Source organism: Photorhabdus aballayi, assembly GCF_026153155.1.
Classification (GTDB): domain Bacteria; phylum Pseudomonadota; class Gammaproteobacteria; order Enterobacterales; family Enterobacteriaceae; genus Photorhabdus; species Photorhabdus luminescens.
This window is the reverse complement of sequence record NZ_JAPFCD010000009.1, coordinates 1-25,587: the sequence shown is the minus strand read 5'-3', so window position 1 is coordinate 25,587 and position 25,587 is coordinate 1. Positions and strand designations below refer to the sequence as shown.

The 25,587-nt window shown below is 41.2% G+C and carries 25 protein-coding genes; 12 read left to right on the top strand and 13 right to left on the bottom strand.

Features of this window, described 5'->3' with window-relative positions; translation table 11 throughout:
• Window positions 1-37: 37 nt before the first annotated feature.
• Entirely contained in the window at window positions 38-622 is a 585-nt protein-coding gene (locus tag OO184_RS07040; RefSeq protein WP_265378564.1) for a UbiX family flavin prenyltransferase, read from the top strand.
• On the opposite strand, the gene OO184_RS07035 is transcribed toward OO184_RS07040, so the two are convergent.
• From OO184_RS07035 to OO184_RS07020, 4 genes are all read right to left on the bottom strand, one after another.
• On the bottom strand, window positions 603-1,517 hold the full coding sequence (locus OO184_RS07035) for a TIGR01777 family oxidoreductase (RefSeq protein WP_265378563.1): 915 nt from the start codon (window positions 1,515-1,517) through the stop codon (window positions 603-605). The genes OO184_RS07040 and OO184_RS07035 overlap by 20 nt on opposite strands.
• A 136-nt stretch (window positions 1,518-1,653) precedes the next feature.
• On the bottom strand, window positions 1,654-2,274 hold the full coding sequence (yfcG, locus tag OO184_RS07030) for a GSH-dependent disulfide bond oxidoreductase (protein WP_265378562.1): 621 nt from the start codon (window positions 2,272-2,274) through the stop codon (window positions 1,654-1,656).
• A gap of 266 nt (window positions 2,275-2,540) precedes the next feature.
• Window positions 2,541-4,070, bottom strand: coding sequence for a hypothetical protein (locus OO184_RS07025; protein WP_265378561.1), 1,530 nt, complete (start codon window positions 4,068-4,070; stop codon window positions 2,541-2,543).
• A gap of 56 nt (window positions 4,071-4,126) precedes the next feature.
• A complete protein-coding gene (locus OO184_RS07020) occupies window positions 4,127-4,537 on the bottom strand; it encodes a type III secretion system chaperone (protein WP_265378560.1) in 411 nt (136 codons plus the stop codon).
• Between the two features lie 882 nt (window positions 4,538-5,419).
• Here OO184_RS07020 and OO184_RS07015 point away from each other — a divergent pair.
• A complete protein-coding gene (locus OO184_RS07015; RefSeq protein WP_265378559.1) occupies window positions 5,420-7,297 on the top strand; it encodes a Tle2 family T6SS lipase effector in 1,878 nt (625 codons plus the stop codon).
• A 356-nt stretch (window positions 7,298-7,653) separates the two neighbouring features.
• Window positions 7,654-8,196, top strand: a complete 543-nt coding sequence (yfcD, locus tag OO184_RS07010) for an NUDIX hydrolase YfcD (protein WP_265378558.1) — start codon at window positions 7,654-7,656, stop codon at window positions 8,194-8,196.
• A 147-nt stretch (window positions 8,197-8,343) separates the two neighbouring features.
• On the opposite strand, the gene OO184_RS07005 is transcribed toward yfcD, so the two are convergent.
• On the bottom strand, window positions 8,344-9,213 hold the full coding sequence (locus OO184_RS07005; protein WP_265378557.1) for an AraC family transcriptional regulator: 870 nt from the start codon (window positions 9,211-9,213) through the stop codon (window positions 8,344-8,346).
• A gap of 782 nt (window positions 9,214-9,995) precedes the next feature.
• On the opposite strand from OO184_RS07005, the gene OO184_RS07000 reads away from it, so the two are divergent.
• Genes OO184_RS07000 through OO184_RS06990 form a run of 3 tightly spaced genes read left to right on the top strand, consistent with a single transcriptional unit; the run spans window position 9,996 to window position 11,428 of the window.
• Window positions 9,996-10,784 (top strand): DUF4225 domain-containing protein, encoded by a 789-nt coding sequence (locus tag OO184_RS07000; protein ID WP_265378556.1) that lies wholly within the window; start codon window positions 9,996-9,998, stop codon window positions 10,782-10,784.
• Window positions 10,774-11,127 (top strand): hypothetical protein, encoded by a 354-nt coding sequence (locus OO184_RS06995; RefSeq protein ID WP_265378555.1) that lies wholly within the window; start codon window positions 10,774-10,776, stop codon window positions 11,125-11,127. The genes OO184_RS07000 and OO184_RS06995 overlap by 11 nt, the downstream gene beginning before the upstream one ends.
• Window positions 11,120-11,428: a hypothetical protein gene (locus OO184_RS06990; protein ID WP_265378554.1), complete on the top strand. Its 309-nt coding sequence runs from the start codon at window positions 11,120-11,122 to the stop codon at window positions 11,426-11,428. Before OO184_RS06995 ends, OO184_RS06990 begins: the two co-directional genes overlap by 8 nt.
• A gap of 36 nt (window positions 11,429-11,464) precedes the next feature.
• On the opposite strand, the gene OO184_RS06985 is transcribed toward OO184_RS06990, so the two are convergent.
• On the bottom strand, window positions 11,465-11,944 hold the full coding sequence (locus OO184_RS06985; protein ID WP_265378553.1) for an Hcp family type VI secretion system effector: 480 nt from the start codon (window positions 11,942-11,944) through the stop codon (window positions 11,465-11,467).
• Window positions 11,945-12,589: 645 nt separating this feature from the next.
• Between OO184_RS06985 and OO184_RS06980 the strand changes: the two genes are divergently transcribed.
• Both OO184_RS06980 and OO184_RS06975 read left to right on the top strand, forming a co-directional pair.
• A complete protein-coding gene (locus OO184_RS06980; protein WP_265378552.1) occupies window positions 12,590-12,904 on the top strand; it encodes an antitoxin of toxin-antitoxin stability system in 315 nt (104 codons plus the stop codon).
• A gap of 336 nt (window positions 12,905-13,240) precedes the next feature.
• Window positions 13,241-13,573: a hypothetical protein gene (locus OO184_RS06975; protein WP_265378551.1), complete on the top strand. Its 333-nt coding sequence runs from the start codon at window positions 13,241-13,243 to the stop codon at window positions 13,571-13,573.
• A 97-nt stretch (window positions 13,574-13,670) separates the two neighbouring features.
• Here OO184_RS06975 and lsrG read toward each other — a convergent pair whose 3' ends face one another.
• The 6 genes from lsrG to lsrA form a co-directional block, all read right to left on the bottom strand.
• A complete protein-coding gene (lsrG, locus tag OO184_RS06970) occupies window positions 13,671-13,970 on the bottom strand; it encodes a (4S)-4-hydroxy-5-phosphonooxypentane-2,3-dione isomerase (protein ID WP_265378550.1) in 300 nt (99 codons plus the stop codon).
• A gap of 12 nt (window positions 13,971-13,982) precedes the next feature.
• Window positions 13,983-14,858, bottom strand: coding sequence for a 3-hydroxy-5-phosphonooxypentane-2,4-dione thiolase (gene lsrF, locus OO184_RS06965; protein ID WP_011147358.1), 876 nt, complete (start codon window positions 14,856-14,858; stop codon window positions 13,983-13,985).
• Between the two features lie 67 nt (window positions 14,859-14,925).
• Complete coding sequence (gene lsrB / locus OO184_RS06960) at window positions 14,926-15,945, bottom strand: autoinducer 2 ABC transporter substrate-binding protein LsrB (protein ID WP_265378549.1); 1,020 nt, start codon at window positions 15,943-15,945, stop codon at window positions 14,926-14,928.
• 60 nt (window positions 15,946-16,005) lie between these two features.
• Window positions 16,006-17,010 carry an autoinducer 2 ABC transporter permease LsrD gene (gene lsrD / locus OO184_RS06955; protein ID WP_312023689.1) on the bottom strand — a complete coding sequence of 335 codons (1,005 nt, stop codon included), beginning with the start codon at window positions 17,008-17,010 and terminating at the stop codon, window positions 16,006-16,008.
• The gene (gene lsrC / locus OO184_RS06950; RefSeq protein ID WP_265378547.1) at window positions 17,007-18,008 is read right to left on the bottom strand and encodes an autoinducer 2 ABC transporter permease LsrC; all 1,002 of its coding nucleotides are present in this window, start codon (window positions 18,006-18,008) and stop codon (window positions 17,007-17,009) included. The genes lsrD and lsrC overlap by 4 nt, the downstream gene beginning before the upstream one ends.
• Window positions 18,002-19,537 carry an autoinducer 2 ABC transporter ATP-binding protein LsrA gene (lsrA, locus tag OO184_RS06945; protein ID WP_265378546.1) on the bottom strand — a complete coding sequence of 512 codons (1,536 nt, stop codon included), beginning with the start codon at window positions 19,535-19,537 and terminating at the stop codon, window positions 18,002-18,004. Before lsrA ends, lsrC begins: the two co-directional genes overlap by 7 nt.
• Before the next feature lie 232 nt (window positions 19,538-19,769).
• Here lsrA and lsrR point away from each other — a divergent pair, with 232 nt between their 5' ends.
• From lsrR to OO184_RS06925, 4 genes are all read left to right on the top strand, one after another.
• The gene (lsrR, locus tag OO184_RS06940) at window positions 19,770-20,771 is read left to right on the top strand and encodes a transcriptional regulator LsrR (protein WP_265378545.1); all 1,002 of its coding nucleotides are present in this window, start codon (window positions 19,770-19,772) and stop codon (window positions 20,769-20,771) included.
• 88 nt (window positions 20,772-20,859) lie between these two features.
• Window positions 20,860-22,452 (top strand): autoinducer-2 kinase, encoded by a 1,593-nt coding sequence (gene lsrK / locus OO184_RS06935; RefSeq protein WP_265378544.1) that lies wholly within the window; start codon window positions 20,860-20,862, stop codon window positions 22,450-22,452.
• Window positions 22,453-23,085: 633 nt separating this feature from the next.
• On the top strand, window positions 23,086-24,552 hold the full coding sequence (locus tag OO184_RS06930) for a nucleotidyltransferase domain-containing protein (RefSeq protein WP_265378543.1): 1,467 nt from the start codon (window positions 23,086-23,088) through the stop codon (window positions 24,550-24,552).
• A gap of 243 nt (window positions 24,553-24,795) precedes the next feature.
• Window positions 24,796-24,921, top strand: coding sequence for a hypothetical protein (locus OO184_RS06925; RefSeq protein ID WP_265378542.1), 126 nt, complete (start codon window positions 24,796-24,798; stop codon window positions 24,919-24,921).
• A gap of 45 nt (window positions 24,922-24,966) precedes the next feature.
• Here OO184_RS06925 and OO184_RS06920 read toward each other — a convergent pair.
• Window positions 24,967-25,587 (bottom strand): Rpn family recombination-promoting nuclease/putative transposase (locus OO184_RS06920; protein WP_265378541.1); only part of this gene is annotated, 621 nt, incomplete at its 5' end.

Sequence of the window (25,587 nt, the reverse complement as noted above, 5' to 3'; positions counted from 1 at the left end):
ATTGAGATAGTTGCTTGGTGTTTGTCTTGAGGGAAAAATGAAAAGATTGATAGTAGGGCTTACAGGAGCAAGCGGGGCTATTTATGGCGTAAGGCTACTGCAAGTTTTACAACCAGTTGAAGGGGTAGAAACACATCTGGTCATCAGTCATTCCGCTCGTCAGACACTAGCGCTTGAAACGGACTATAGTTTACGGGATGTGCAGGCGCTGGCTGATGTTGTGTATGACAACAGGGATATTGCTGCTGCCATCTCTTCCGGTTCATTCAAAACTTTGGGCATGGTAATTCTGCCATGCTCAATGAAAACCCTTTCAGGTATTGTCCACAGTTATACTGATGGATTAGTAACCAGAGCAGCAGATGTTGTATTGAAAGAAAGCCGTAAGTTAGTGCTTGGAGTGAGAGAAACGCCGTTACACTTGGGGCATCTCAGGCTGATGACTCAAGCGGCGGAAATTGGCGCGGTGATTATGCCGCCTGTGCCTGCATTTTATCATCAGCCTCAACAGATTCAGGATATTATTGACCAGACGGTTAACCGAGTGCTTGATCAGTTTGATATCGAGCTGCCTCATGATCTATTTACCCGTTGGCAAGGGGCTAAAAGCGTTGAGATTTAGTATCCAGCAGGTCTTGAAATGCCTCTTTTAGCTGAAAATAGCGGAAGCCAAAACCTGCTTGTTCCAAGTTATGCGGTATTGCCTGTTGCCCGCCTAGTACCAGTGCCGCAGCTTCTCCCATCAGTAATTTCAGCACAAAAGCAGGTGTTCGAATAATGGTAGGGCGATGTAATACTTCTCCCAGTGTCGCGGCAAATTGATCATTATGTACTGGATAGGGGGCGGTCATATTAAAAGGGCCACTCAAACCAGGCGTCATTAACAGGTAATAGATGCCATTCACCATATCATCAATATGAATCCAGGGCAGATACTGTTTTCCGCTCCCCATAGGGCCACCAAGCCCGAGACGGAACAGGGGAAGCATTTTTTTCAGCGCGCCGCCGTTTTTTGCCAGTACAACACCAGTACGTAAAAGACAAACACGGGTTTTATCACTGGCAGCCTGTAATGCAAGTTGTTCCCACTGCTTACATAGCTGATGAGTAAATTCATCATGGGGTGGCTCATGCTCTGTAACGACTGTTTGATTCTGATCCCCGTAATAGCCTACCGCAGAGCCGGAAATAAAGACTTCTGGTGGTGTCTGACTGGCATTAATGAGCTTGCTGAGTTGCTCTGTTAATGTCCAGCGACTTTGGCACAGCTTCTCTTTTTGCGTTGAAGTCCATAGTTTATTTGCTATGGGTTCGCCAGCAAGATTGATTACGGCATCAAAATCATTGAGATCGGTTTTATCTTTCAGGCTGGTCCAGCATTCAGCTTGATTGCTGAATAGAGAATAAACTTTTTGAGGTGAGCGGCTCAGAATGGTAATGGCATGGGATAGGGAAAGAAGTTGGCAAACCAAACGGCTACCAATCAAGCCTGTTCCTCCAGTGATTAAAATACGCATAACCACTCCTATAACCTAAATTGTTGATATAAGAACTATAGCATATAGCCGGGATATAAGGGCTGATGATTAAAGATATCGCTATCTGTTAGCCTGATCAAGTTTCGCGGGGAAATAATTACCCCGCAGACAGATATTAGGCTTTGCTATAAGCAATTTGAGTGGCGGGGCGTTGACTAATAGTATCAAACCATTTTTTCACTGCCGGATAATCGTTCAGATTAATATTCTGACGTTCATAGGCACGAACCCACGGATAAGTTGAGATATCAGCAATACTGTATTCCTGACCGCCTAAATAGGGAGTTTTTTCCAATTGAGTATTCAGGACTTGATACAAACGCTTTGTCTCTGCCTGATAACGATTAATCGCGTAAGGGACTTTCTCCGGCGCGAAATGATTAAAATGATGATTTTGCCCTAGCATGGGACCAAAGCCGCCGACTTGCCAAAACAGCCATTGCAGGCTTTGAATACGCTCACGCATATCTGTGCTGAGGAACTTGCCCGTTTTTTCTGCCAAATAAGTAAGAATGGCGCCAGATTCAAAAATAGCGATAGGTTTGCTGCCATCGATTGGTTGCTGATCAACAATAGCGGGAATCTTATTATTGGGCGAAATGGCAAGAAATTCAGGCTTGAATTGATCCCCGGCGCCAATATCAACTCGGTGAAGATTATAGGGAAGGCCAGCTTCTTCCAGGAAAAGTGTGATTTTATGGCCGTTTGGCGTTGGAGCATAATACAGATCGATCATGGAACCTCCGGTGGAACATGTAATTGCATCACACATTATCATTAATTTGTGCAGTGTGTAAGATATGTTAATACCCTTCCTCTGGTCTGAGACTGACGATCATTACCGTGGATAGGTTGTCATCTTGGTTTCTTTGATGTCTCTTTTCATTCCCAGCTATATTAACTGCCCTGCATGTTGTGGTGGTGTTGATTTGTTAACGCAATAGAGCTTGAATAATGATCTTCCTGAACAGTACGACAGGAAGATCTATTGATAAAGAGTACTTATCTGGAGCTTGTTTTTATACTGCCATCGGCGTTAACTGTTGCCCGACTTCCGCCGTACAAATCTTTCCTGAAAGTAGAGTAATCTGTGTGGACATCATCACGGCTTTCTAATTCCGCCAATATTTCCTGGCTGGATATGCTAAATCCTTTGGCATGTATAGGAGAAGAGAATGGCTCGATATAGAGATTCAATCCCCACTGAGGCGCTAAACCGTGGTTAGCCGCACCTAAATTAACTTCAATCATAGAATGATGATTATCATCAACCAGATAACCTGTTGCTAGCCATCGAGTAAGCTCTTTCATTTCCCGATCCCCACGCTGAATTGACTGATCTGCTGATTCGCCGTTAGTAGGCGTACCTAAAGCAAGATCATTTTTCAGGCCCGCACCTAACAATCTGGCCGCAGTAATAAAACGATCTGTAGTACCGGAAGGTGCGGCGACCGTTGGCAAATTGTGTAAGGCTGCATCCTTGGAAAATCCTGTATCTTCTTTCACATTCCAAACAGCAAAACCGTTACCGCGTTGTACGATAATGTTTTCCTTAGCTAATTCTTGATGTGCTTTGATAGGTTCCGACTGACCAAATTGATAGTCAGTTCTGTCCAACCGGTTGCGGGGATTTAAACTGGCAAATGCCAATTCCCGACTGGTCAGACGATCATTGGCTTCAAGTGAAGAGGCAGTTGACCAGACACTATCTTTATCAGGAGCTTGTGCTCTGAAATCATTCTGGACTTTTGTCAGACTATTGCCAGCCAGGGCAGGGTTACTGATAACTTCTTGCCCATTTACCTGTTTAGTCACCTGATATAATTCGGGGTTTTCAGAGGCGTTAAATTTATTTTCATTTTTGAAAGTGTAGAGTGCCAATTGATCTGGTAAGGGCTTTTCCTTAGTGGAGCCGCGGGCTGGCGCAAAGTTTTTACTTTCCAGATAACCAATATCAATTATATCCTTGAATTCTGATTTCAATTCAGGTGATGAATAGATTTTCTCCAGAGTATCCCGGAAATAAGCTGAGTTGGTGAGATCATAGTAAGCAGTGGCTTTTTCCCTCAATGTTAGCGGCTCTGTACCTGCTCTATCAGGTCTGGCGCCATTCTGCCGTGCTTCGCTAATGATTCGAGTAAATCCACCTGCGCCAAGCTGGCCGACAATACTAAAACCGGGTTTATCACCGGTATAGGCATTAAGCATTTTAGTGATTGCGGTTAACTCATTACCCTCCGCCCGAACAAAAAGTTTCACTAGGTTGGATAAGAGAGAATCAACGGTTTTATGGGCGGCGGTGCTTTCGCTGGCTAAGCGGGAAATATTAGCTTCAATTTGTTTGTTGGTTACGACGGATTTTTCATTCCATCGTGTGATAGTAGAGGTTGGCGCTGTAAGTGGATTATCAATGGTATTATTCAGCAACGGTTCACAGCATTGGCAAGTTTTATCTGTTGCCGCTGGTTGATGCAATTCATTTTGAGGAATATCAATCCTGGTATTGGCTCTCTGTATTGAAAAATCTGGCATATTTTTTCTCCATTATTTTATTTTTTGCTGTGAATCTTTTGGTCTGAGAAAACAGATCAAACAAAAATATCGTGGGCCGAAGCGGAAGTGCTGGATTTAGTTTCTGGAAAAGGAAGTTCAGCTCTTATTTTTTGCAGGTTTCCCAGAATATTAGCTAAGTCAGTGGCATCGATTCGTTCTATATCTTGTAGTAAACAGAGACGAATAGTTTGCGTTGGCTGATGTAATGCAAGCCATGCTCCTCCCAGTATATTTATATTACTGTTTAATGAGAGCCAAAATTCCGCATCGCTATTTACAAACGAAGCCACCGTATGATGGAAGGTCAGCATCGTTCCTGTTGAGTCCACTTCTAACCACCAGGGGCCATAATCACCAATGTTCAATTGCGCTGCGCCAGTGGAAAGATTCAACATAATGTTGGTTTGAGCGGCAAAATCTGCGCATAATTTTTCTAATTTGGACATCAATAAATCTCATCAAAAAAATTAACAGTAAAATATTGTTCAAATTATGTGGTCGAAGCGCAGGATCGTCTATCAAAAACAGACGAGGATATTGTAAGAATTAATCAGATAAATGAGTTCTTTGTAGGACGTCAACATACGGTGACGGTTGGTTTTTATGAAGAATCTGGTGAGTTCGGCGATGATTTCCGAGTCCTTGTAGACTAAGGAGATAGGCCAAACATATTGCTTGATGACTATTTTATATGATGACTATGGCGAAAACATGGAAGCGTAAGGTATTTTTATCATTTTGATATATCTAGATTTTATCTAACTTATTTAAAGTTAAAACGCCTAATATGATTAGGACAATAATCTGCATATATTTTTATTCTTTAAATAATATTTAAATGAAAATAGATTATAAATAATTGACATGATATTTATGTGAATAATAAAGTATCGGTATATTATCATTTGATCTTTTTTGCCATTTTGGTTGGGAATAGATGGGGTGTTTTTATTATTTTATTCATTGAAAATAAAATTTAATGATTAATCATGATAGTTAGTAAGGATAATGCTTTTCTCATGTAAATCAAACTATTATTTCTTGTATTTCGTGGTGGTAATAATTCTGTGTCAGGTTAATAAGTTTGGGTTTTTTATTTTTTGTGGGCTTAGTGTTTGTGAAATTTAATAAATCAATGATCTGAATTGTTATTTTGTTGCCATTTTTTACCTTGTGTTTTTCATAATCATATTCGTTTTGCATTTATTGAATTTTATTACAATTACAGACTTGAGTGAATGAATTTTCTCTTCCACTATTATTAGTGTGTCGATTTGATAATAAGCGTCGAATTAATATTCTCGAATAAAAAAAGGAAAATAATAATTATGAGCGAATTATGCCTAGGCAGCATTATTGATAGCCAAAAAATTACAGAAAATTGGGTGGAGTTTCAATTAGTTGATGAACAAGGTAATCCATTAGTGAATATGCCTTATCGTCTGATAAGTAGCGGGAGGTTTCGAGATGAACGCAAAGGTGTAACTAATAATCAAGGATTGCTGAGGGAAGAAAACTTATCACCTGATGCGGTAACGTTATATATCAGTGCTCAACCATTAGCTGATGAAATGGAACAGCGTCCATTACGGGAAAAACGCAGTATTAGGGCGTCAGTTGTCAAACCAAAAGCAGAAACGGAAGGTCATCAATACCGTTATGTGACGATTGGACAGATAAGTGATGGCTTGCCTGTAATTGATAAATGGATAGAAGAGAAACCGCCACGCTATCATTTCCCGGACTCGATACCGAAAGGTTTTCGTGCTCTCTCAACAAATTGCCGGTATGTTTTGGAAGTGTGTCCGTTTCGTGCGTGGGTACTATTGTTACATCATCAGAAAGATTATTCCCTGGTGAATGCTTATAATTTGGCATTAATGGGATTGCTGTCATATTTTGATGATAATGTCGATATAGCAGGTTCTATTACTCATTTTTTTAACCGACAGATGCTAGATATATCTCAATTGCCCAGTAAGGTGGAAAAAATAGCGCGTACTCCCATTGTTTATGATGTGCCATTTCGTGAACGTTACACTGATGTTGTATTTATTGATTCAAAAGCGGGTGAAAGTGGAATAGGAGATACAGAATTATTTTATGTCGCTAATCAACGGGATATTATTATTAGCTGGCGTGGAACGGCGAGCGTTAATGACGCCCTCACTGATATTATGTATCAACCATTAAAATTGGGTTGTGAGCCAGGAGGTATATGCAGTGGTTTTATTAATAATGGTAAGGTTCATCGGGGTTTTTGGGAGGCATTTAATCTTATTGGTCAATTAAAAGCTCCCGGTTCTGATAAAAATATGTTTGATAAAGTTATTGATTTAGTTAAAAACCGGAACTTATTTATTTGTGGGCATAGTTTAGGGGGAGCTTTAGGGTTATTGCATAGCGCCCAACTGAAAAAATATGATCCTTGCTTGTATAGTTATGGAATGCCACGGACATTAACCCGTAGTGCGGTGAAAGAATTAGAGGATATTACGCATTACCGACATGTGAATGAAAATGATCTGGTTACCTCTACGCCGCCGGAAAAAGACTTGGATAACTGGCTTTATGATTATTGGGGGCCGTTGGGTTATCTATTTAGTACTATTGAATTATTAGGTTTAACGAAAGGTTACGAAGTTTTCTTACATCATGGAAGAATAGTTCACTTTTATGAAGCTGATCTCATTATTGAAACTTTAAAAGAGAAGGATTTAAATAACTGTATACGGCTCACAGAGGTATTGCCTGTCATGGCGAAATTGTATTTGATTCCGTCATTGAATCATCAAACGGAAGATAATATGAAGCAAGCATTGGAGATTCAAAAAGAATTTTTCAAACAGCTGAGCGATGCTGATAGGGAAAAATGGTTTCCACGTAATGCAAACCCAACTTTAAAATATGCCTTGGGTGTACCTGATCACCGTATGCTTAGATATGTTCATTATATTGGTGATCGAATTGCAGAGCTATTTGTTTCCGATAAATATTACTTTTATCATGATCAAAAGCAATTGTTTAAAGAAACAATGGATGAAAGGAATGATGTTGTGCCTGATATTCGGCAACGTAATACGCTGTTTTTAAATATGGATGATCAATTAGAGCTAGCACTTGTTGATACTCTGCAAGATAAACGGGGTATTTTGGCTTTAACACGTTATACCAATATTGCTACGCGGATTGAGAAAGAATTATGATGAAATAGAAGTGAATAAATTAAATATTGAGATTAGTAAATTGATATTTATACCCAAACAATAGAACGCTATAAAATCATGCCGTCATAATGAGGAATATGGACGGACGATGGTTAAGATTATCTTTTATAATTTTCAGGGTTGATAAGATGAAGCTATCAACCCTGTTATCATTACCAGTAAAAATCTTATCGGACTACAGTTTCTTTACAGTTTTATTTCGAGTTTAGTGAAAAGGTTGCATGAGCCGTCCGAAACGAATAACTTCGTAGAGCCCTTACCGATTTGGTTGTTTTGAGTAGAATGAACATTTTGTAGATTTGCAATTTATTGCTAATAAAAAAGGTTTTTTGAAGATGGAACAAGAGAATGTAGCGAGTGTTGAGTGGATCGATATCGTTAATGAAAATAATGAAGTCATTGCTCAGGCTACGCGTCGGCAAATGCGCGCCCAACGTTTACGACACCGTGCGACTTATATCGTCGTTCACAACGGCATGGGAAAGATTTTGGTTCAACATCGTACAATAACTAAAGATTTTTATCCGGGAAAACTGGACGCGACTGCGGGTGGTGTTGTGTTGACGGGTGAAAATATGCTGGATTCTGCCCGGCGCGAAGCAGAAGAGGAGTTAGGTATTGCCGGTGTGCCTTTTGCAGAACATGGTAGTTTTTATTATGAAGCAGAGGATTGCCGCATTTGTGGCGCATTATTTAGTTGCATCAGTCATGGTCCGTTTGCTTTACAGGAAGCGGAAATTGATGATGTGTGTTGGTTGACACCGGAGGAGATAACCGCCCGTTGCGATGAATTCACCCCTGATTCGTTGAAAGCGCTTTCTCTATGGCTGACACGTAATAACGATTTTGATGAAATTATTATCAATAGGAAAAAATGAGAATAGTCCAATAAAGAATTATCTAAATCAATCTGAGTAAAAATTAATGATGTTGTACATTCTTATTGATGAAGAGCTGGAGGATGGCTGGCGCTATCCTCCAATTAATGTGTCGTAAAATATGCGTATAGTGATACAAGTACTATTCTATTTAAGTGGCAAATAAATATCCGTTAGTAATTCGTGTGTAGCGACTTCATGTACGAAGTTAAGGTAATGAAAGTACAGTGGAAAATCGCGCAGTTCCTCTCCGCTGGCAGGTAGCCAGTCGCGATACAAATACCGAGCACTCTCCGATAAAGAATCATGTGAACCATAATGGCGAGCTACGGCACAACGGCCACCGGGTATGGTGCCGTTAATCACTCCGAACAGATTATCCTCTTGGATTGGCGCCTCTACTGTGCCGCAAATATCAAAGTGGAAATCTTCTCCTTTTATCGTTGCTGGATCGTGTGGAGCAATACCGTAGGTTTGATTGCTGGTAACTGGCGACAGTCCTGTGGTTTTACGCCATTCGATAAAACGTGCGGCTGTTGCATTGACTAATTCGGGTTGACCATGATGGGCCAATATAGCAACGAGAGTTTCTGGAAAATTAACAATTTTTACATTCATGGTTTGTGTCCTTATATGTTTCTGTTCAGGAATAGACTGGTACCAATTTATCCAAGCCGGTTGTTTTCGGAATTGGCTTGGTGTTAGACCAAATGATTGTTTAAAGGCCCGGCTGAACGATTCTGGGTTTTGAAAACCTGCGTCCAACGCGATATCAATGATTTTTTCTAACGGATTGAATGCCAGACGGTAAGAAGCACGCTTTAATCTCATTAGCTGGATATAGCGTCCTACAGGTATGCCGCAGTAATTGGCAAACTGTCTGTGAAAGTGATAACGCGAAAAATTCGCTACTTCACTCAGTTGTTCCAATGTGAGCGGCTCGTCCAAATGGCGCTCAATATAATTAAATACCTGATTGAACCGTTTGACGTAGGCGTCGGTTTTATCATTATGCATTGCATCCTCCAATTAGAGAGTACTATGCCTGAATATAAGAGACATTGCCTGACTGATATTGCTGACTTTTGCGTTAAGCCGATGTAGGAAATGTTATTTCAAATGAAATTCTAATCGTGTAAGGAAGAAAGTAATAGCACATAGCAGGGCAATGGATTCAAATTACATTAGATAGTAAAAGGGTATGAAGATTTTAAATCTGTTGATTTTGTTAATAAAAATAACCGGATTCTTTAGGGGTAAAAAACTCTACAGGGATATGATTATTAGGCTTTAATAACAGATAGCGTTTAAAGAATAAATTTGGGTTTTAATGATAGCTAGTGTTTAAGAAATTAAGTATCTTGGAAAAAAAAGACTATTTGTTGCTCTATTGTTGTGGTCTAATAGGTCTGATAGAAGTAGTGAAAGATATTGTATGGCTCAGATAATTTGGGTATCCGTTATGGTAAAAGCATTTCTCGATATTGGAGTGCCTTAATAGCTGTTGTTATTTGGTTATGAGGGAGCCAATCAATGGGGCTATTTCGTCTTAAATCAATGATAAATTGGGTTTGAGTTAAGCTGAATGTTGTTAGGAATTAGGATTATGTGGGACTAAATCATAGCTATCTGATTCAGCAATGGATGGCAGCCTTTTTATATAACGGCCATCCATTGGAATTTATAATCAGTATTCTAAGGTTCAGGGCTTACAGCGTTCTTTTGGACAGGATCATGGAATGGTTATCGCATTGTTTGAGGATCGTATGAGTCAAAATTAACGAGTTTAGAGGTTTAACATGGTGTGTTCATCAAGACAAAGTTGGCATAATTTAGAGCTCAAAATTAAAGAACTACATGAGATATCATCCAGGCTTAATTTTAGATATCTTTCTGATGTTAGAAGCAGCAGTCGTTTCATTTTCGAAATAAATGAACTAATCAGAACGGTTAATTATGAGATAGGTACAAATTGCTTATCTGTTGATGGTGGTATTGCAATCCTGCAAGATGAAATAGATAATCTGAGGAGACAGGAGCTTGACCTGTTAATAAATGATAGCAAGCTATATATGATTGTTCAAAAAGAAAAAAAAGAAAAAGAGGATGAAACAACCAATTTAATTTTGAAACAAGTTGGTTTTGTGAGTGGTGGCTCTCAAATCTTTGCAGGTATTGGCATATGTGTAGCTTCTCTTGGTGCAGCGTGTGCGGGTTTTGGTGTTCCATTGTTGGTGCAAGGAGGAAATAATGTTTATGAGAATGGGTATTACCTGTTATTAAGAAAAGAGGCTTCTGGTCCGGTAAGAGATGTTTATCGTGATGCAGCTAAAACACTGGGTTATAGTGAGGCTGATGGTGATAAAATTTACGGCTACGTAGATCTGGGGTTGTCTGGATACGGAATGGCAAGATCTGTTGTGAAGCCCGGAACTTTTCGTTTATTTAGGTATATAAAAACTGATTACATCAGAGGATGGCAAGAGATGGGAAAAGTACCTTTGATTGCTGAACTTATTGGTGATAGTGTGACTGGATTCAGTATTTATTCGATTTCTAAAGATGAAGGTGAGAAAAATGAACGATGATGTGACGTTATCCTATTACAACGTCTTTTTTGTAATTATTTATTACGCAATATCTATTTTCGTGCTTATTGTATTGTTTAAGCTGAGGGGATATGTAAGGGGCTATATTCGAGAGGTGTTTTTCACTGTTATTATTGTGGTTGTTAGTACTGTTCAATATAGTATTTGTGTAAATGGTGGTGTGCTGGTATATATATTACCACATTATTTTAGTATTTACGATTATGATTCAATTAAGTATGGTGCTTGGGTTTTTGTATTTGTATATCCTTGTCTTCTTATTATGGATAAACCCTATAGTGAGGAAAAGAAAAGCAGAAATAATGGTGAAAAAGATGAGTGATAGTATGACGTTATCCAATTATAATATCTTTTTTGTAATTATTTATTACGCAATGTCTATTTCCGTGCTTATTGTACTGTTTAAGCTGAGGGGATATGTAAAGGGTTATATTAGAGCGGTACTTTTCACTGTTATTTTTGTGGTTGTTAATACTGTACAGCATAATATTGCTGTAAATGGTGGTGTACTGGTATATATATTTCCACATTACTTTAGTATTTATGATTATAGCTCAATCCGGTTTGGTGCTTTGTTTTTTGCAATTGCATATTCTTGTCTTCTTACTATGGGCAAACCTTAAATACCTCCCATTTGGGAGGTGATATTTTATTGGGTGTTAATATACCGTATCTTCCCATATACTATAACCACCAGTCCCTGCTATAACATGGTTCCATGTTATACTCTTATATATTAACGATAACGTTTCTTGTGGTTGTTGGTTATTATGTTCTAAAGAATTTGGATGGAGTACACTATACTCCAATATTTGAGCTCCGATTAGCTTTAAATTAAAGTATAATTCTAATCCTCCATTCAAACTTGTCCGATAATGGTCAATAAAACAATCCATTAATTCATTGTTAGAAATCGCAACACCTAATAAAGGCGTTGATTTATCAACGGGTTTTGTAATTATCACCGGTTGATGTTTAATGTTTTTCTTACGTAACATTGAGTGGCTTAAACTGTAAACCAAGATCTCATCTTGATGGTTAACTTGGTATTTATTACCAATCGAGTCAATTGATGAACAGCCCGCAGAAATTAGTCCCTGATTTTTCCCTTTTATTGTCAGATAGATTAAGTCAGCCAAAATATATTTACTCCTATGTCATTTGTATAAATTATGCAGATAAGAAAGTAGTTTGGTTGTCAGACTCATCTCTTTTGCTTCTAACTTTCTCCGTGCTACCAAGAAGATAAAACACAAGTATGTTTGCCTGTTTGGAGAGCATATTTGAAATACTCCAAGTTAGTATCAAAGAAGAGAATGCTAATCAAAGCTCTTTCTATCCCTCAAAATAGCGAAATCTGATCAAAAGTCAACCTTTTTGATTGGTTTTAAAGCAATTGTTTATTGGTGATATCGGTATTATTAACACGACATTCAACAATGCAGATTTTGATTTTGAGAGATTCTGTTGGGAATTATTGTTTGTTGATTTTATTAATAGACAGGAAGAACGCAGCGTTATTCTTGGAAGATAAAGTTTGCTGTAATCGTTCTGTAGGCCAATAAATTCATTTTGCAAACGGCAATATATGTCTGCCTTATGGTAATTCATCTGGGCCAATAATCGCACCCTAGGCGGATGTTTAATCAATATGTGAGCATATTTAGAGTAGACGATAACTTGTTGTCTACAGCCTACAAAATGTTGGTGGCCTCCAAATATAGAGCTATAATTTGGATCTAAATTTAGAACTATATGTGACTATGTTAAATGGAGGTGTTTATATGTTACAGAAGGTTATGTGTGGTTACACCATACCCATAAGCAAGTTCAAATCCAATCCTAGCGCGGCTTTGGCGGAAGCCCAAGGGGATGCTATTGCTGTCTCATCAAACAATCAGATTCAGTTCTATGCTGTGCCTGCACATATGTATGAAGAGATTATTAATTTTGTTGAGTTTGCTCAGCGAGGGACAACTGAGTTAAAAAACATTCCAGCTAATTTTACTGGTGAAGATTTGGATATGAATCAGGTTGTTACTAAGATGGTAACGAAATTCAAACATGGCTCCATTGGAGACTACGAAGAATGGCCGTAATTCTCTGAAAGCACTTTCTTTGTGGCTGACACGCAATAATGATTTTGATAAAGTGGTTTTTAATAGAAGAATTGATTAATTTCGTTCTCTGTTTTAGTTGAATAGCTAAATTCCCAAATATTGAATATATTCATATGCTGTTATGAGAAGGTATATCAATATTATGATAACCAGAATGCATTCGTTCGCTAAGGTGAAGAAATAAATGGAAATCGGAACAGATAATTCTAGGGAACTATCATCTGAACATAGGCAAGATCGTGATGCTTGCTTTTTAGTGCGTCGAAAGGCTTTAAAGGAGTCAATCCTCTATCAGATTCAATCTGGTTAACTTCAGTGGCTGTTTCAGATGGATATGGGTTTAAATCCAGCAATAAGAGCGCAGGACCAAATAGATGGAAAAATAGTAATAAGATTTTTGCAATTACGATTGATGGTAAAAACTACTTTCCTCAATATGCTTTAAATGAGGATTTTAAATCGCTTGATATTGTTAAGAAAATAATCACGTTATTTGGTGATAAAAAAACCTCTTGGGGATTGGCTACTTGGTTTGGTTCGAATAATAGTTGGTTAGGTAATAAAAACTCCAAAGACGTCTTGGTAAAAATACCAGAGCAAGTACTTATTGCCGCTAGGGGAGAATTGGAAGTGGGAGGGTATGGTTAAGAGAAAAGGCCAAGAATTACAAAAACAAAATCCCGGGCAGGGTATTCTGTCCCGGGTAATTTAATTATTTAAACGATGTTATATTGAAGCGTTTTATTTATTTTATTTCTGGCATCACACCAATAAACGATCTCTTTTTCCTTGGTTCAGACATCAGAAATTCAAGTTTTTCAACACATTGCAGATAATGAGGGGTTTGCTTGTGTGCGTAAGCCGCTTTTTCATCAACATAGGCTTCATAAATATAAAAGCGGGTAGGGATATTTTCATCCCGTAATACATCAAAACGTAAATTGCCTTCTTCTTTAATTGATCCCAGATGATTAAGGCGAAAAATTTCAATAAATTCGTCTAATTTGTCTTGCTTCACATTAATTTCAACCAGAGTTACGTGCATCTTAATTTCTCCTTATTGTTTTTCACTTAAAAATAACTCGTAAGCTTTGCTGGCATTCTCATTCTGGTGTACGACGGCTTGGACCGCTTTTAACATGGCAACTGGTGCTTCGGATTGGAAAATATTACGTCCCATATCAACACCGGCAGCCCCTTGATCAATTGCCTGATAACACATTTCCAGCGCCTCTTTTTCTGGTAGCTTTTTACCACCGGCAATGACAATAGGAACTGGACATCCGCTGGCAATACGCTCAAAGCCTGTATCGACATAGTAAGTTTTAATGATTTGCGCACCCATTTCGGCCGCAATGCGCGTCGCCAGAGAAAAATAACGTTGATCCCGAACCATATCTTTCCCAACGCCGGTGACTGCCATCGTTGGCATACCGTAACGCATTCCCTGATCGACTAATTTGATAATATTCTTAATTGACTGATGCTCATATTCAGATCCGATATAGACCTGAGCGGCTACTGCACAGACATTCAGGCGTAAAGCATCTTCCATAGCAACCGCGACCGCCTCATTGGACAATTCCGTCAGAATCGAGTTGGCGCCGGAAGCACGCAAGACCACGGGTTTGTTGGTTGCCGGCGGGACCTGACTGCGCAAAATACCACGAGTACACATCAAGACATCGGTATGGGGAAACAGCGGAGCAATATTGATATCAATGCGTTCAAGTCCGGTTGTTGGTCCCTGAAAATAACCGTGGTCGAAAGCCAACATAACCGTTCGATTGGTTTTGGGATTAAAAATGCGTGAAAGTCGTGATTGCATTCCCCAATCCAGTGCGCCGCAGCCTTTCAGTTCGAACAGGCTGTTCTTCTGCGGGATATCAATACCAAAATCTTTACCGTCTTTAATATCATCTAAATCTGCCATTTTTCTTCTCCTAACTCACTTACATTGGGCCAGCAACCATGCGTGGCAGAATTGCTGGGCCGTAGTATTAGAAATTGTATTGATTGATATTGTCTTTGGTGAAAATGACCCGTTCAGGCAGAACAACAATACCGTTGCCTTTGGCTTCATAGCGGTAACCCTGAACGCGGTTTGGTACAACTTCAACAGTGCCAATATCGGGAATATCTAGTCTATCGCCGACATTTAAATCACCTTTTTTGAGTAATTCATTGGCGACATAAATTGATATCTTGCCTTGGTTGACGACATCCCAGAGCCCGAATTGTTTGACGGTTCCGCGTTCAACATAAGGACGCATGACATTGGGAGTACTGAAACCCACGATTGCAACATTTTGTCGTTTCAGATTTTCTGCCGCTTGCGCTGCGGCTGGCAGAGCGTTGGCATCCGGGGCGATAATCGCGTCCAGGTCACTCCAGGCTTTTAAGATCCCTTCTGCGGTTTGTAAGGATTTGGTTGCATCGTTATAACCAAACTGAGTAGTGACAATCTCCCAACCGGGATGTTCCGCGGCAATTTTCTCTTTGGCTTCTTTTACCCATTGGTTTTGGTCAGTTACCGTTGGGCTGGAGTAGAAAAACGCGACTTTGGCTTGTTTTTTTTGCACCTGATTGGCGGCCATATCCACCAGCATTCCGCCCAGTTGGTTTGGCGTGCCTTGGTTAATATAAATTGAACGGCATTCCGGCGAAGTGTCTGAATCCCAGGTTAGAATTTTCACTCCTCGTTTCATGGCCCGTTTCAACGCAGGACATAGGCCATCCGGTGAAACCGCAGAGACCACAATCGCATTATAGCCTTGGTTTACGAAGTTGTTGATAAGCTGAACTTGCCCGGCAACACTGGGTTCTGTTGGCCCATCATAGGTAACATTGACGCCTAAGGCTTTCCCGGCGGCTACTGCGCCTTGGCCGCCACTGGTAAAAAAGCCGACACCGACCAGTTTAGGGATAAAAGCGATTCTTTCGGCGGCGTGTACCCAAGAGGCGCAAGCCAAGCTTAGTAGGCTAATTAGAGCCAGTTTTTTCAGGATTAATGTTTTCATTACTCTCTCCATTTGTTGGGTTTCAGAGGACTGTAATGTCATAAAATTCAATCTGTGGGTTTATGAAGACAATCTCTGATTTCGCCATCGCTGTATCCAGTCACGGATTTGGTGGTGGTGCAGGCTGATGGAACGTCCTACCACGGCAATAATCAACAGGGCGCCGGCGAGGGCGCTGGCGACCTGATTGGGAACGCCAGCCATCTGTAACCCCTGTTGTAAATAACCAATTAACAATATAGCCAGCGCGGTGCCGATGATTGAACCTGAACCACCGTAAATATTGGCTCCGCCCAATACTACCGCGGTGATTGCCGGCATTAGAAATGACGCGCCAAGGTCAGAGCGCGCTGATCCAAAATAGGAAACTAATACAATGGCGGCGATAGCAGAAGCTATGCCGGTCAGGGTATAGAGAAGATACAGTGTTCGGGCAATGGGAATTGCAGCATAACGGGCAACTTTACTGCTTTGTCCAATCAGAAAAATGTTGCGTCCACTGTGTGTACGATGCATGAACAGCCAGCAAATAAGGACGCAGAGTAGAAATAGCATTAATGGCATAGGCAGACCGAACAAAGTCAAATTAGCAAAATCAGTCAATGCCTGTGGAAAGCCGCCAATCCCTTCATAACCGGTTGCGCCGGAGATACCGGAAAGCAGCAGGGCGCTGCCGCCGAACAGATATAGGGTACCGAGTGTGATAACCAATGGGTTAATGCCGGTATATAAAATGAGGGCTGCATTGATTACTCCACATATTGCACCGACTAGCAGCGTCAAAGGAATAGCGGCAACCATTGGCATACCGGCCTGATTCATTACTCCGAGCGATATTGCGCACAGACCAATGGTTGAGCCGAATGAAATATCGATACCCCCACTTACAATAACCATCGTCAATGGCAAGGCTACAATCCCGATACAGATGAAATCACTGGTACTGAGCAACAATATATTGATATCCAGCATGCGCGAATTTGCTATGCCAAACAGCAAAATTTCAATAATCAGTAATGCGGCTAAGGCGAATTCCCAGCCATAACGTTGACCGATATTCATTATGTCACCTGATTACTTTTGTCATTTTTGAGGAAACGGGCATATTTTTGTTGGCGGATATTTTTTTCGATTGCACACCGAAGGCGCCCATCAAAAATCAATACCGCTAGCAGAACAAATCCGGCAATAAAATCGTTCCACCAGGCAGGGAGTTTTAGTAGTACTAATCCGCTGTTTATCTGCGTTAGGAAAAATGCGCCTAAAATAGCGCCGATCACGGTGCCAGTGCCGCCAAGCAGACTGATACCGCCTAGCACGCAAGCTGCGATAGCTCTCATTTCCAGTCCACTGCCGGTCTGATTTGGGATAAAACCAATTTGGGAAGCAAAAACAATCCCGGCCAGCGCGGCCATAACGCCATTCACGGAGAAGGCGATAATTTGGATGCTATCTGTACGGACGCCCAGTTGACGAGCGCCTTGCAGGTTATCTCCTGTGGCGTAAAAGCTTCGGCCAAATGTGGTTTTTGCCAGTATCCACGCCATTGCTAATATCAGGATCATTAACAGCCAGCCGATAGGTGAGATATTGAGCCACAACGGTGCGGAAAGGCGCTTTAATTCGTCCGGTAAGCCTTCAATCCATTTGCCGTCAGTAAGCAATAACATCAGTCCACGGTAAAGCCCCAACGTGCCGAGGGTAGTAACAATCGCGGGAATTTTCAGCCAGGTGACCAGTGCGCCATTGATGAACCCGGCACACATACCGAGCAGAAGAGTCAACAGGCAGGAAACGGGCAGGCTAAAGCCGGCATTCAATGACATTCCCATAATGACTGCGCATAAGCCGACAATGGAGCCGACAGAAACATCAATATTGCGAGTCAGCATGACCAGCGTTGCCCCTATGGCAAGCAAGATAAGGATCTGCGCACTGCTGAAAACCAGAGTGATAGTTTGTAAGTTAAAATATTGGTGGTCGATGATACTGAGTAAACCGAATAGACAGAGAATGGCAATCAATGCGGTAATTTCGCGGTTATTCTGGATAAGTTTCAACATGATGCCGCCTGTTGTGGTTTATGTTCGCCGAAGGCGATATGCATAATGGTGTCAACATCCATCTGTTGCTTAGTTAATTCGCCGTTGATCTCTCCCTGATGCATGACTAATACCCGATCAGCCATGCGAACTACCTCATCTAAATCCGATGAAATAAGAATAATGGCTACTTGTTGTTGGGCGATATGACGAATCAATTGGTAAATATCATTGCGTGCCGCGACATCCACGCCACGTGTAGGTTCATCAATAATGAGAACGGAGGGGTGAGCTTCCAGACATTTAGCAATCAGAATTTTTTGTTGATTACCGCCGGACAGCGTTTTGATCGGTTGGTTGATATGGCTGAATTTAATATTTAGGGTTTGGCAATAGCGCTCAAGTACTGCTGTGTCATAGGCGGGACGTATCCAGAATGTATTGCGATTGTGGGTTAATGAGCAGATATTCCAGCCGAGTGATGAATCCAGAAATAACCCTGATGATTGTCTATCTTCCGGCAAATAAACTAAGCCCTGAGCCAGACGTTGAGCAGTTTTCAGCCCATTAACAGCGTGTTGTTTTAACTTAATTTCGCCGGATATCGCAGGGCGCAGGCCATAAAGTGTTTCAGCCAATTCTGTGCGGCCCGCGCCAACAACCCCGGCCAAGCCAAGAATTTCACCAGGTTTCACTGAGAATGTGATATTGCTGAAACCCTCGCCGCTCAGTTTTGTGACTGTCAGTATTGGTTGATCTGATGCTGTTTGGTGCTGATTATTGCTGAGATCCAGGCTCAATTTTTGGGTGTTGTTTAATGGCTGATTTTTTGCGACCGGTGTAATAGCTTGAATAATATCATCGGTTGTGTAATCGCAGATTTCGCCACTTAAAGCAATACTGCCGTCACGCATGACACTGACCTGACCCGCTAATTGGTATATTTCAGGGATTTTGTGAGAAATAAAAATGATGCCGACACCTTGCTGTTGTAACTCGCGGAGCTGGGTAAATAGGCGTTCGGTTTCTGCGGGCGTCAGGGAGGCGGTGGGTTCATCAAGGATTAATATTTTTGAATTACGCATCAGGCCGCGCATAATTTCGACCAGTTGCTGATCGGCAACATTAAGGCTGCTAGCACTGACATGTAGATCTAATTGACAGCCAAGTAATGCTAGTAGCTGCTTCATTTTAGCCTTATCTACCTGATGCTTTGGCAAACGAAACAGGATGTTTTCCTGTACAGACAAATTCGGAAATAACAATGGTTCTTGTGGTATCAGATAAATACCAAGTTGATGAGCCTTGGTGGGATTAAGATGGCTAACATGATTACTGTCAATCTTGAGAATGCCTTTATCCGGCTGTTCGATACCGGCAATAATCTTCATAAGTGTTGATTTGCCCGCGCCATTACCTCCTAACAGAGCATGTATCTGCCCTGGAAGCAGAGTAAAATCAATATGTTTCAGTACCATTACGCCGGAAAATTGCTTACTGATGCCACTGACTTCTAATAGTGGTGGTACTGCGGTGTTGTTATGTAACATCGCGGCATCCTCTTACATACAGGTGCGGGGGCAAACAAAAATGAACATTTATATATTTAAAAAACAATTGTTCAACATGGTAGCTGTTAAATTGTGATATTGGCAATGTTTAGATCACATTTTGTGAAAAATTTATGTATTCATTGAATTGTGTTCAAATTTTTGCGGTAAGACTCTGGCGTGTTATACGTTTTAATGGTTATCTGTTGAGTGCGGATAAAAGAAAGTGGTTATGTCGACAAAATCAGTGAAAGAAAAATCAGTTAAAGAGAAAAATGTATCGTCTGAGGACACCTATCCGGGTAATAGCATGAGTGAAGAAGAGCTACTTGCGCGTATTGCATGGTTTTATTATCACGATGGCCTGACACAAGGCGACATCGGCGATTTGCTTGGTTTGAGCCGGTTAAAAGTTTCCAGATTACTGGAGAAGGGGCGGCAATCAGGCGTCATTCGGGTACAAATTAACTCTCGTTATGAGGGGTGTCTGGAGTTGGAAGATACTCTGCAAAAACATTTCTCTTTGAAACAAGTACGCGTTTTACCTGCGCTGGCGAATATGAATCTTAATGCCAGATTGGGGATCGGCGCGGCACATTTGCTGATGGCGTTGATTGAACCGCAGCAATTATTGGCTGTAGGATTTGGTGAAACCACCATGTGCACATTGCAACATTTAAGCGGTTTCATCTCATCACAGCAAATTAGGTTAGTCACATTATCCGGTGGTGTCGGTCCTTATATGACTGGGATCGGTCAACTGGATGCAGCTTGTTCAATCAGTATTATCCCCACCCCATTACGTGCTTCCACTGCTCAGGTTGCTGAAACATTTCGTCAGGAGAGTAGTGTCCGTGATGTTTTGCTGGCGGCTTGTGCGGCTGATATTGCTATCGTTGGTATTGGCGCAGTGAATCAGAAACAGCAGGCGACAATTATGCGTTCTGGTTATATCAGTGGTGGCGAACAGCTAATGTTTGGTCGGAAAGGCGCTGTGGGCGATATTCTTGGCTATTTTATGCGTGCTGATGGTGAACTGGTGGAGGATATGCAGATTCATCAGGAACTAATTGGTATCTCCATGTCGGAACTAAAAACCATCCCAACCGTTATTGGCGTTGCGGGAGGGGAAGAGAAAGCCGAAGCCATTATTGCTGCGCTGAATGGTCAATATATCAATGGATTGGTGACTGAAGAGCAGACTGCTAAAGCAATGTTGAATTTGCTGCGCTGAACCTGTATTGACTCTATCCGTGAAATAAGCAGAAAAAATTTGAGGTAAAGCTATAAGTTCAAAAAATAATTAAACGGAGGATAGCATCATGAATCAACGCCGTAGTGCTAATCCATCGGGAAAATATCTGATGGCGCTTGATGCAGGGACAGGGAGTGTTCGTGCAGTGATATTTGATCTTGAAGGGAATCAGATCGCCGCAGGGCAGGCTGAATGGATACATCAGCCTGTACCTGATGTACCGGGTTCAATGGAGTTTGATTTAGCGACGAACTGGCAACTTGCATGCCAATGTATTCGTCAGGCGCTGAAAACTGCGCAATTGCCCGCCAGTGCTATTCAGGGGGTGGCATCCTGTTCCATGCGGGAAGGCGTTGTGCTTTATAACCGCAATGGTGAGCCGATCTGGGCTTGTGCTAATGTGGACGCGCGCGCTAGCCATGAAGTGAGTGAATTGAAAGCGCTGTATGACAACACTTTTGAATATAATGTTTATCAGTGTTCAGGGCAAACATTAGCGTTAGGTGCGATGCCTCGCCTGTTATGGTTGGCTCATCATCGCCCGGATATTTATCGTCAGGCGGCGGCCTTGACCATGATCAGCGACTGGCTGGCAAATATGCTCAGTGGTGAGTTGGCTGTCGATCCCTCCAATGCCGGTACGACAGGTATGCTGGATCTGGTGAGCCGTGATTGGCGTCCCGATTTGCTTGAAATGGCGGGATTGCGTTCTGATATTCTTTCGCCGGTAAAAGAGACTGGCACTTTGTTAGGCTACGTCACGGAGAAAGCCGCTACGCAATGTGGACTGAATGTTGGCACACCGGTCATTATGGGCGGTGGTGACGTACAACTTGGTTGTCTTGGTTTAGGTGTTGTTAAGCCTGCTCAGACCGCCGTTATCGGTGGCACATTTTGGCAGCAGGTTGTCAATTTGCCGGAACCGGTCACTGACCCAAATATGAATACACGGATAAATCCTCACGTTATTCCTGGTATGGTTCAGGCGGAGTCCATTAGTTTCTTTACTGGCTTAACCATGCGTTGGTTTAGGGATGCATTTTGCGCGGAAGAAAAGCTGTTGGCGGAGCGTCTTGGCGTTGATACTTATAGCTTAATGGAAGATATGGCGGCCAGAGTGCCGGCAGGCGCTTACGGTATCATGCCAATTTTCTCTGATGTGATGCGGTTTAAAGCCTGGTATCACGCTGCACCTTCCTTTATTAACCTTTCCATTGATCCTGAGAAATGTAATAAAGCGACCCTATTCCGTGCGTTGGAAGAGAACGCAGCAATTGTCTCGGCCTGTAATCTGGATCTAATTGCTGCCTTTTCGGCAGTAAAACCGGATTCACTGGTATTCGCTGGTGGGGGTTCAAAAGGAAAATTATGGAGCCAGATTCTATCTGATGTGACAGGGTTGCCGGTTCGGGTGCCGATGGTTAAAGAATCTACTGCTTTAGGGTGTGCAATTGCTGCCGGAGTGGGGGTAGGGCTTTACGATGCAATGGCGGCTACAGGGGGAAAGCTGGTGCGTTGGCAACATGAATATCAGCCAAATCCTGAACATTATGAAGTGTATCAAAAGGCTAAACAGGACTGGCAGGCGATATATGCCGATCAATTAACATTGGTCGATCATGGTTTGACAACTTCATTGTGGAAGGCGCCGGGATTATAACTTTCAACCGGTTGATTTGCTGAGGGTTTGTTGGGTGTGCTTGCGCTGATATACGCCTTGTGCACCAAATATTTTTATGTCTGAATGACAATTCTTAAAGACAATTGTCATTATTAATTGATTTCTTTATTAATTTATCCGTAGATTGAATAAATATCTTGATGGAATGTATCGTCGGTCAGTTATATCAGACCTTTTCGACGATGTTGAGCTTCTTATTTTAATCGGTTACGACTTTGGAGAAGATCTAAAACCATCTTTGTGGGGCTTATTTCTGGAATGTTTTTACTGTGAGGAACTAAGGTTTATCTCAAAAGCATAAAGAGCTTAAAGAGATTTTCGATGAGCGCAAAGCAATTAGTATTAAGCTTGGAACGACTGATATTCCCAGGATTATGAAGATAATCAGCAACTATTTGGGGAGCAATTTCATCTATTAGCGAATGCTAATGGTATGAAATCTGCTTTACTCAAGAACCCAGAAGAACTTCTGGAAGTCTTAGAACAAGCATATCATTCTTAATGAACCGTTTTTAATTGAGATCCCTGTTGTTACGATTATGACCTACTAAAGCATATAGCTTAATTTGATTTATGATTTATAGACTTGATTACTTATTAGGGTAAATTTATATGGACGCAAGATCTGACTATTTTATTCAGTCCGCATTAGAAGTTTTTGGAGATAATCTCCTTGGTATTGTGGAAACTGATTCATATCTCCGCCAACCTGATTATTCTTCTCGGTGTGTGAGGTATTTCTATGTGATTGTAGCTGACAATTTAGTCACAGATTGCATTACATCACTAAGGTATCTTCAGGCGGAGTTTTTTGAGTTTACCCTAAATTATCTTACTATTAGTGAGTTATCGTATTATCCGCCTCATTGTATGTGGCAATTTACTAAGAATCCTTGGCTCTTACGGTCGGAAAAAATCGGTGATGTGGGACTCCCTGATATCAAAGAGAATCTTGATATATATAGACAAGCAGTCTTTAGCGTTGCCCATATTGCGCGTCTTTATTACCTCAGAAACTTGACGCCAAAGACTCACGTTTGGGGAGTACGTCAGCTTGGCTGGGCAATGCGTTATGCTGAATTGGGGCTATATCGTCTGCTCGAATCAACGGAGCTATCCTGTATTCATAAAGATAGCGCGTATGTTTTGAAAGCACCAACAAAAGACCTTGATTGGTTGATCACTTGCAATACATCTTGGCAAAAGTTTGAAGAAGAACTTTTGTCCAATATTAATGTTTTTCGTGATGCAGCGGCACGGTTAAGTGGAATTGCGGAGTACTATTCGACATTATTGCAGCGGCTGTACCCAGAGACACGTATTGTGCCAGCACGTGGTAAAGTCGACGATTCTCTTTCATTACAACCTCTCATTGATCAAGTGATTATTCTCTTAAAGCAGTTTATTGGAGATAGATTATTAGCCTTTTATCTTCATGGTAGTGCTGCCCGAGGTGATATGCGAAATGGTTCAGATATAGACTCTATCGCTATTGTGGATGAAGTCGATACAGTCATTCTTGAAGCAATCCGCTCAACACAATCCAGGTTCAAGGATTTATCCATCTCCGTATATAGTGAATCTAATGTTCACCAATATCCTAGTTTCAGAGCATATGCGCTCATCAATGGAACTAAGCGTGTCTATGGTAATCTTGCTTTAGAAATGAAACCGTCATTGAAAGGTGATGTATATGGCATTATCAACAATCTATTTACTATAAGGCAAATAGCTCGTTCTTATCTGATTTCTGGTACATATGGACATCGGGCACATTATATGCTTGGACTGATGATGAAACTCACTGATCACGGCTGCTTACGGCCTTTGCAAATCCTAAAAAGTGGTTTCTATCCAACTAAGAAAACGCAGGTTTTGGAATACTACAGAGATAATGAAATTCTCACTGACATTATTAAATATACGCAAAATCTAAAAGAATGTGAGAACACGTTAAAGCAAAAATTGCTTATTGGAAGTCGAGCTGAATTAGAAAACTTATTCTATTCATTACTTGACGCATGTGAAATAGTGACAGAGAGATTACATATGGTACAGGTCGAGAAATCAATTTCATAGACGGGATAATTCTATTTATTTCAGCTAAACATAACCATTAGCTAGTGCAATAATTTAATTATTGTAATTCCTATTTACACCAATGTGTCAGTTTAATGCACATATATTATTAAGAGGAATAAAGTATGACGTTTAAAATATTGGTAAGATCAATTAACGAAACTGTAAAGAAACAGTTGTGTCTGCGCTTCTACCCAATATATACGAACTTCTTGAATTACATTTTGCGCAGAAGAAAAGCTGATGGCGGAGCGTCTTGGCGTTGATACTTATAGTTTATTGAAATATATGGCAGCCAGAGTTCCGGCGGATGCTTACGGTATCATGCAGCTCTTTCCTTTATTAACCTTTCCAATAAAAAAGCGTTAGCTGCTATAGCCAACGCCCTTAATGGAATTCTTACTGGTGCCAGAATTAGTGGCGAATTTGCGCCAATTCGTCTTCGGAAAGACCGGTCATTTTCATAACGGTCGTGCGATCAAGACCACTAACCAACATAGTGCGGGCAATCTTAATCGCTTCCTCTTTACGGCCTTTTTGTTCGCCCAGCTGCATACCTTTCTGTACACCCAGCTGTATACCTTTCTGTTCACCCAGCTGTATACCTCTCTGTTCACCCAGCTGTATACCTCTCTGTTCACCCAGCTGTATACCTCTCTGTTCACCCAGCTGTATACCTTTCTGAATTCCGCGTTGTTCGCCTTCAAGGCGCAGTTTTTCAGCGATAGTCATCAGAGCTTCCTCATGCTGTGGCATGCGTAATGCCAGAGTATTCAACAAAGCAGTCGGGTCGTGGGATTCTCCCGCCTGCAACATATAGTTTATCACAGAAACCAGTTGTTCCTGAGTGGTGTATCCTTCAAGCAATAATGTGACCAATTGCTCAAGAAAATCAGCCAGGTCGCGCTGCCGAATATGTTTTTGCAGCAGCTCAAGCACGGCTATGCGTCGGTGCTTCATGATTTCGTCATCGGCAATGACGGTGATATCCACCAACGGGAAATCGTTACTGTAGAGTTCGCCGGCCAGCTCAGG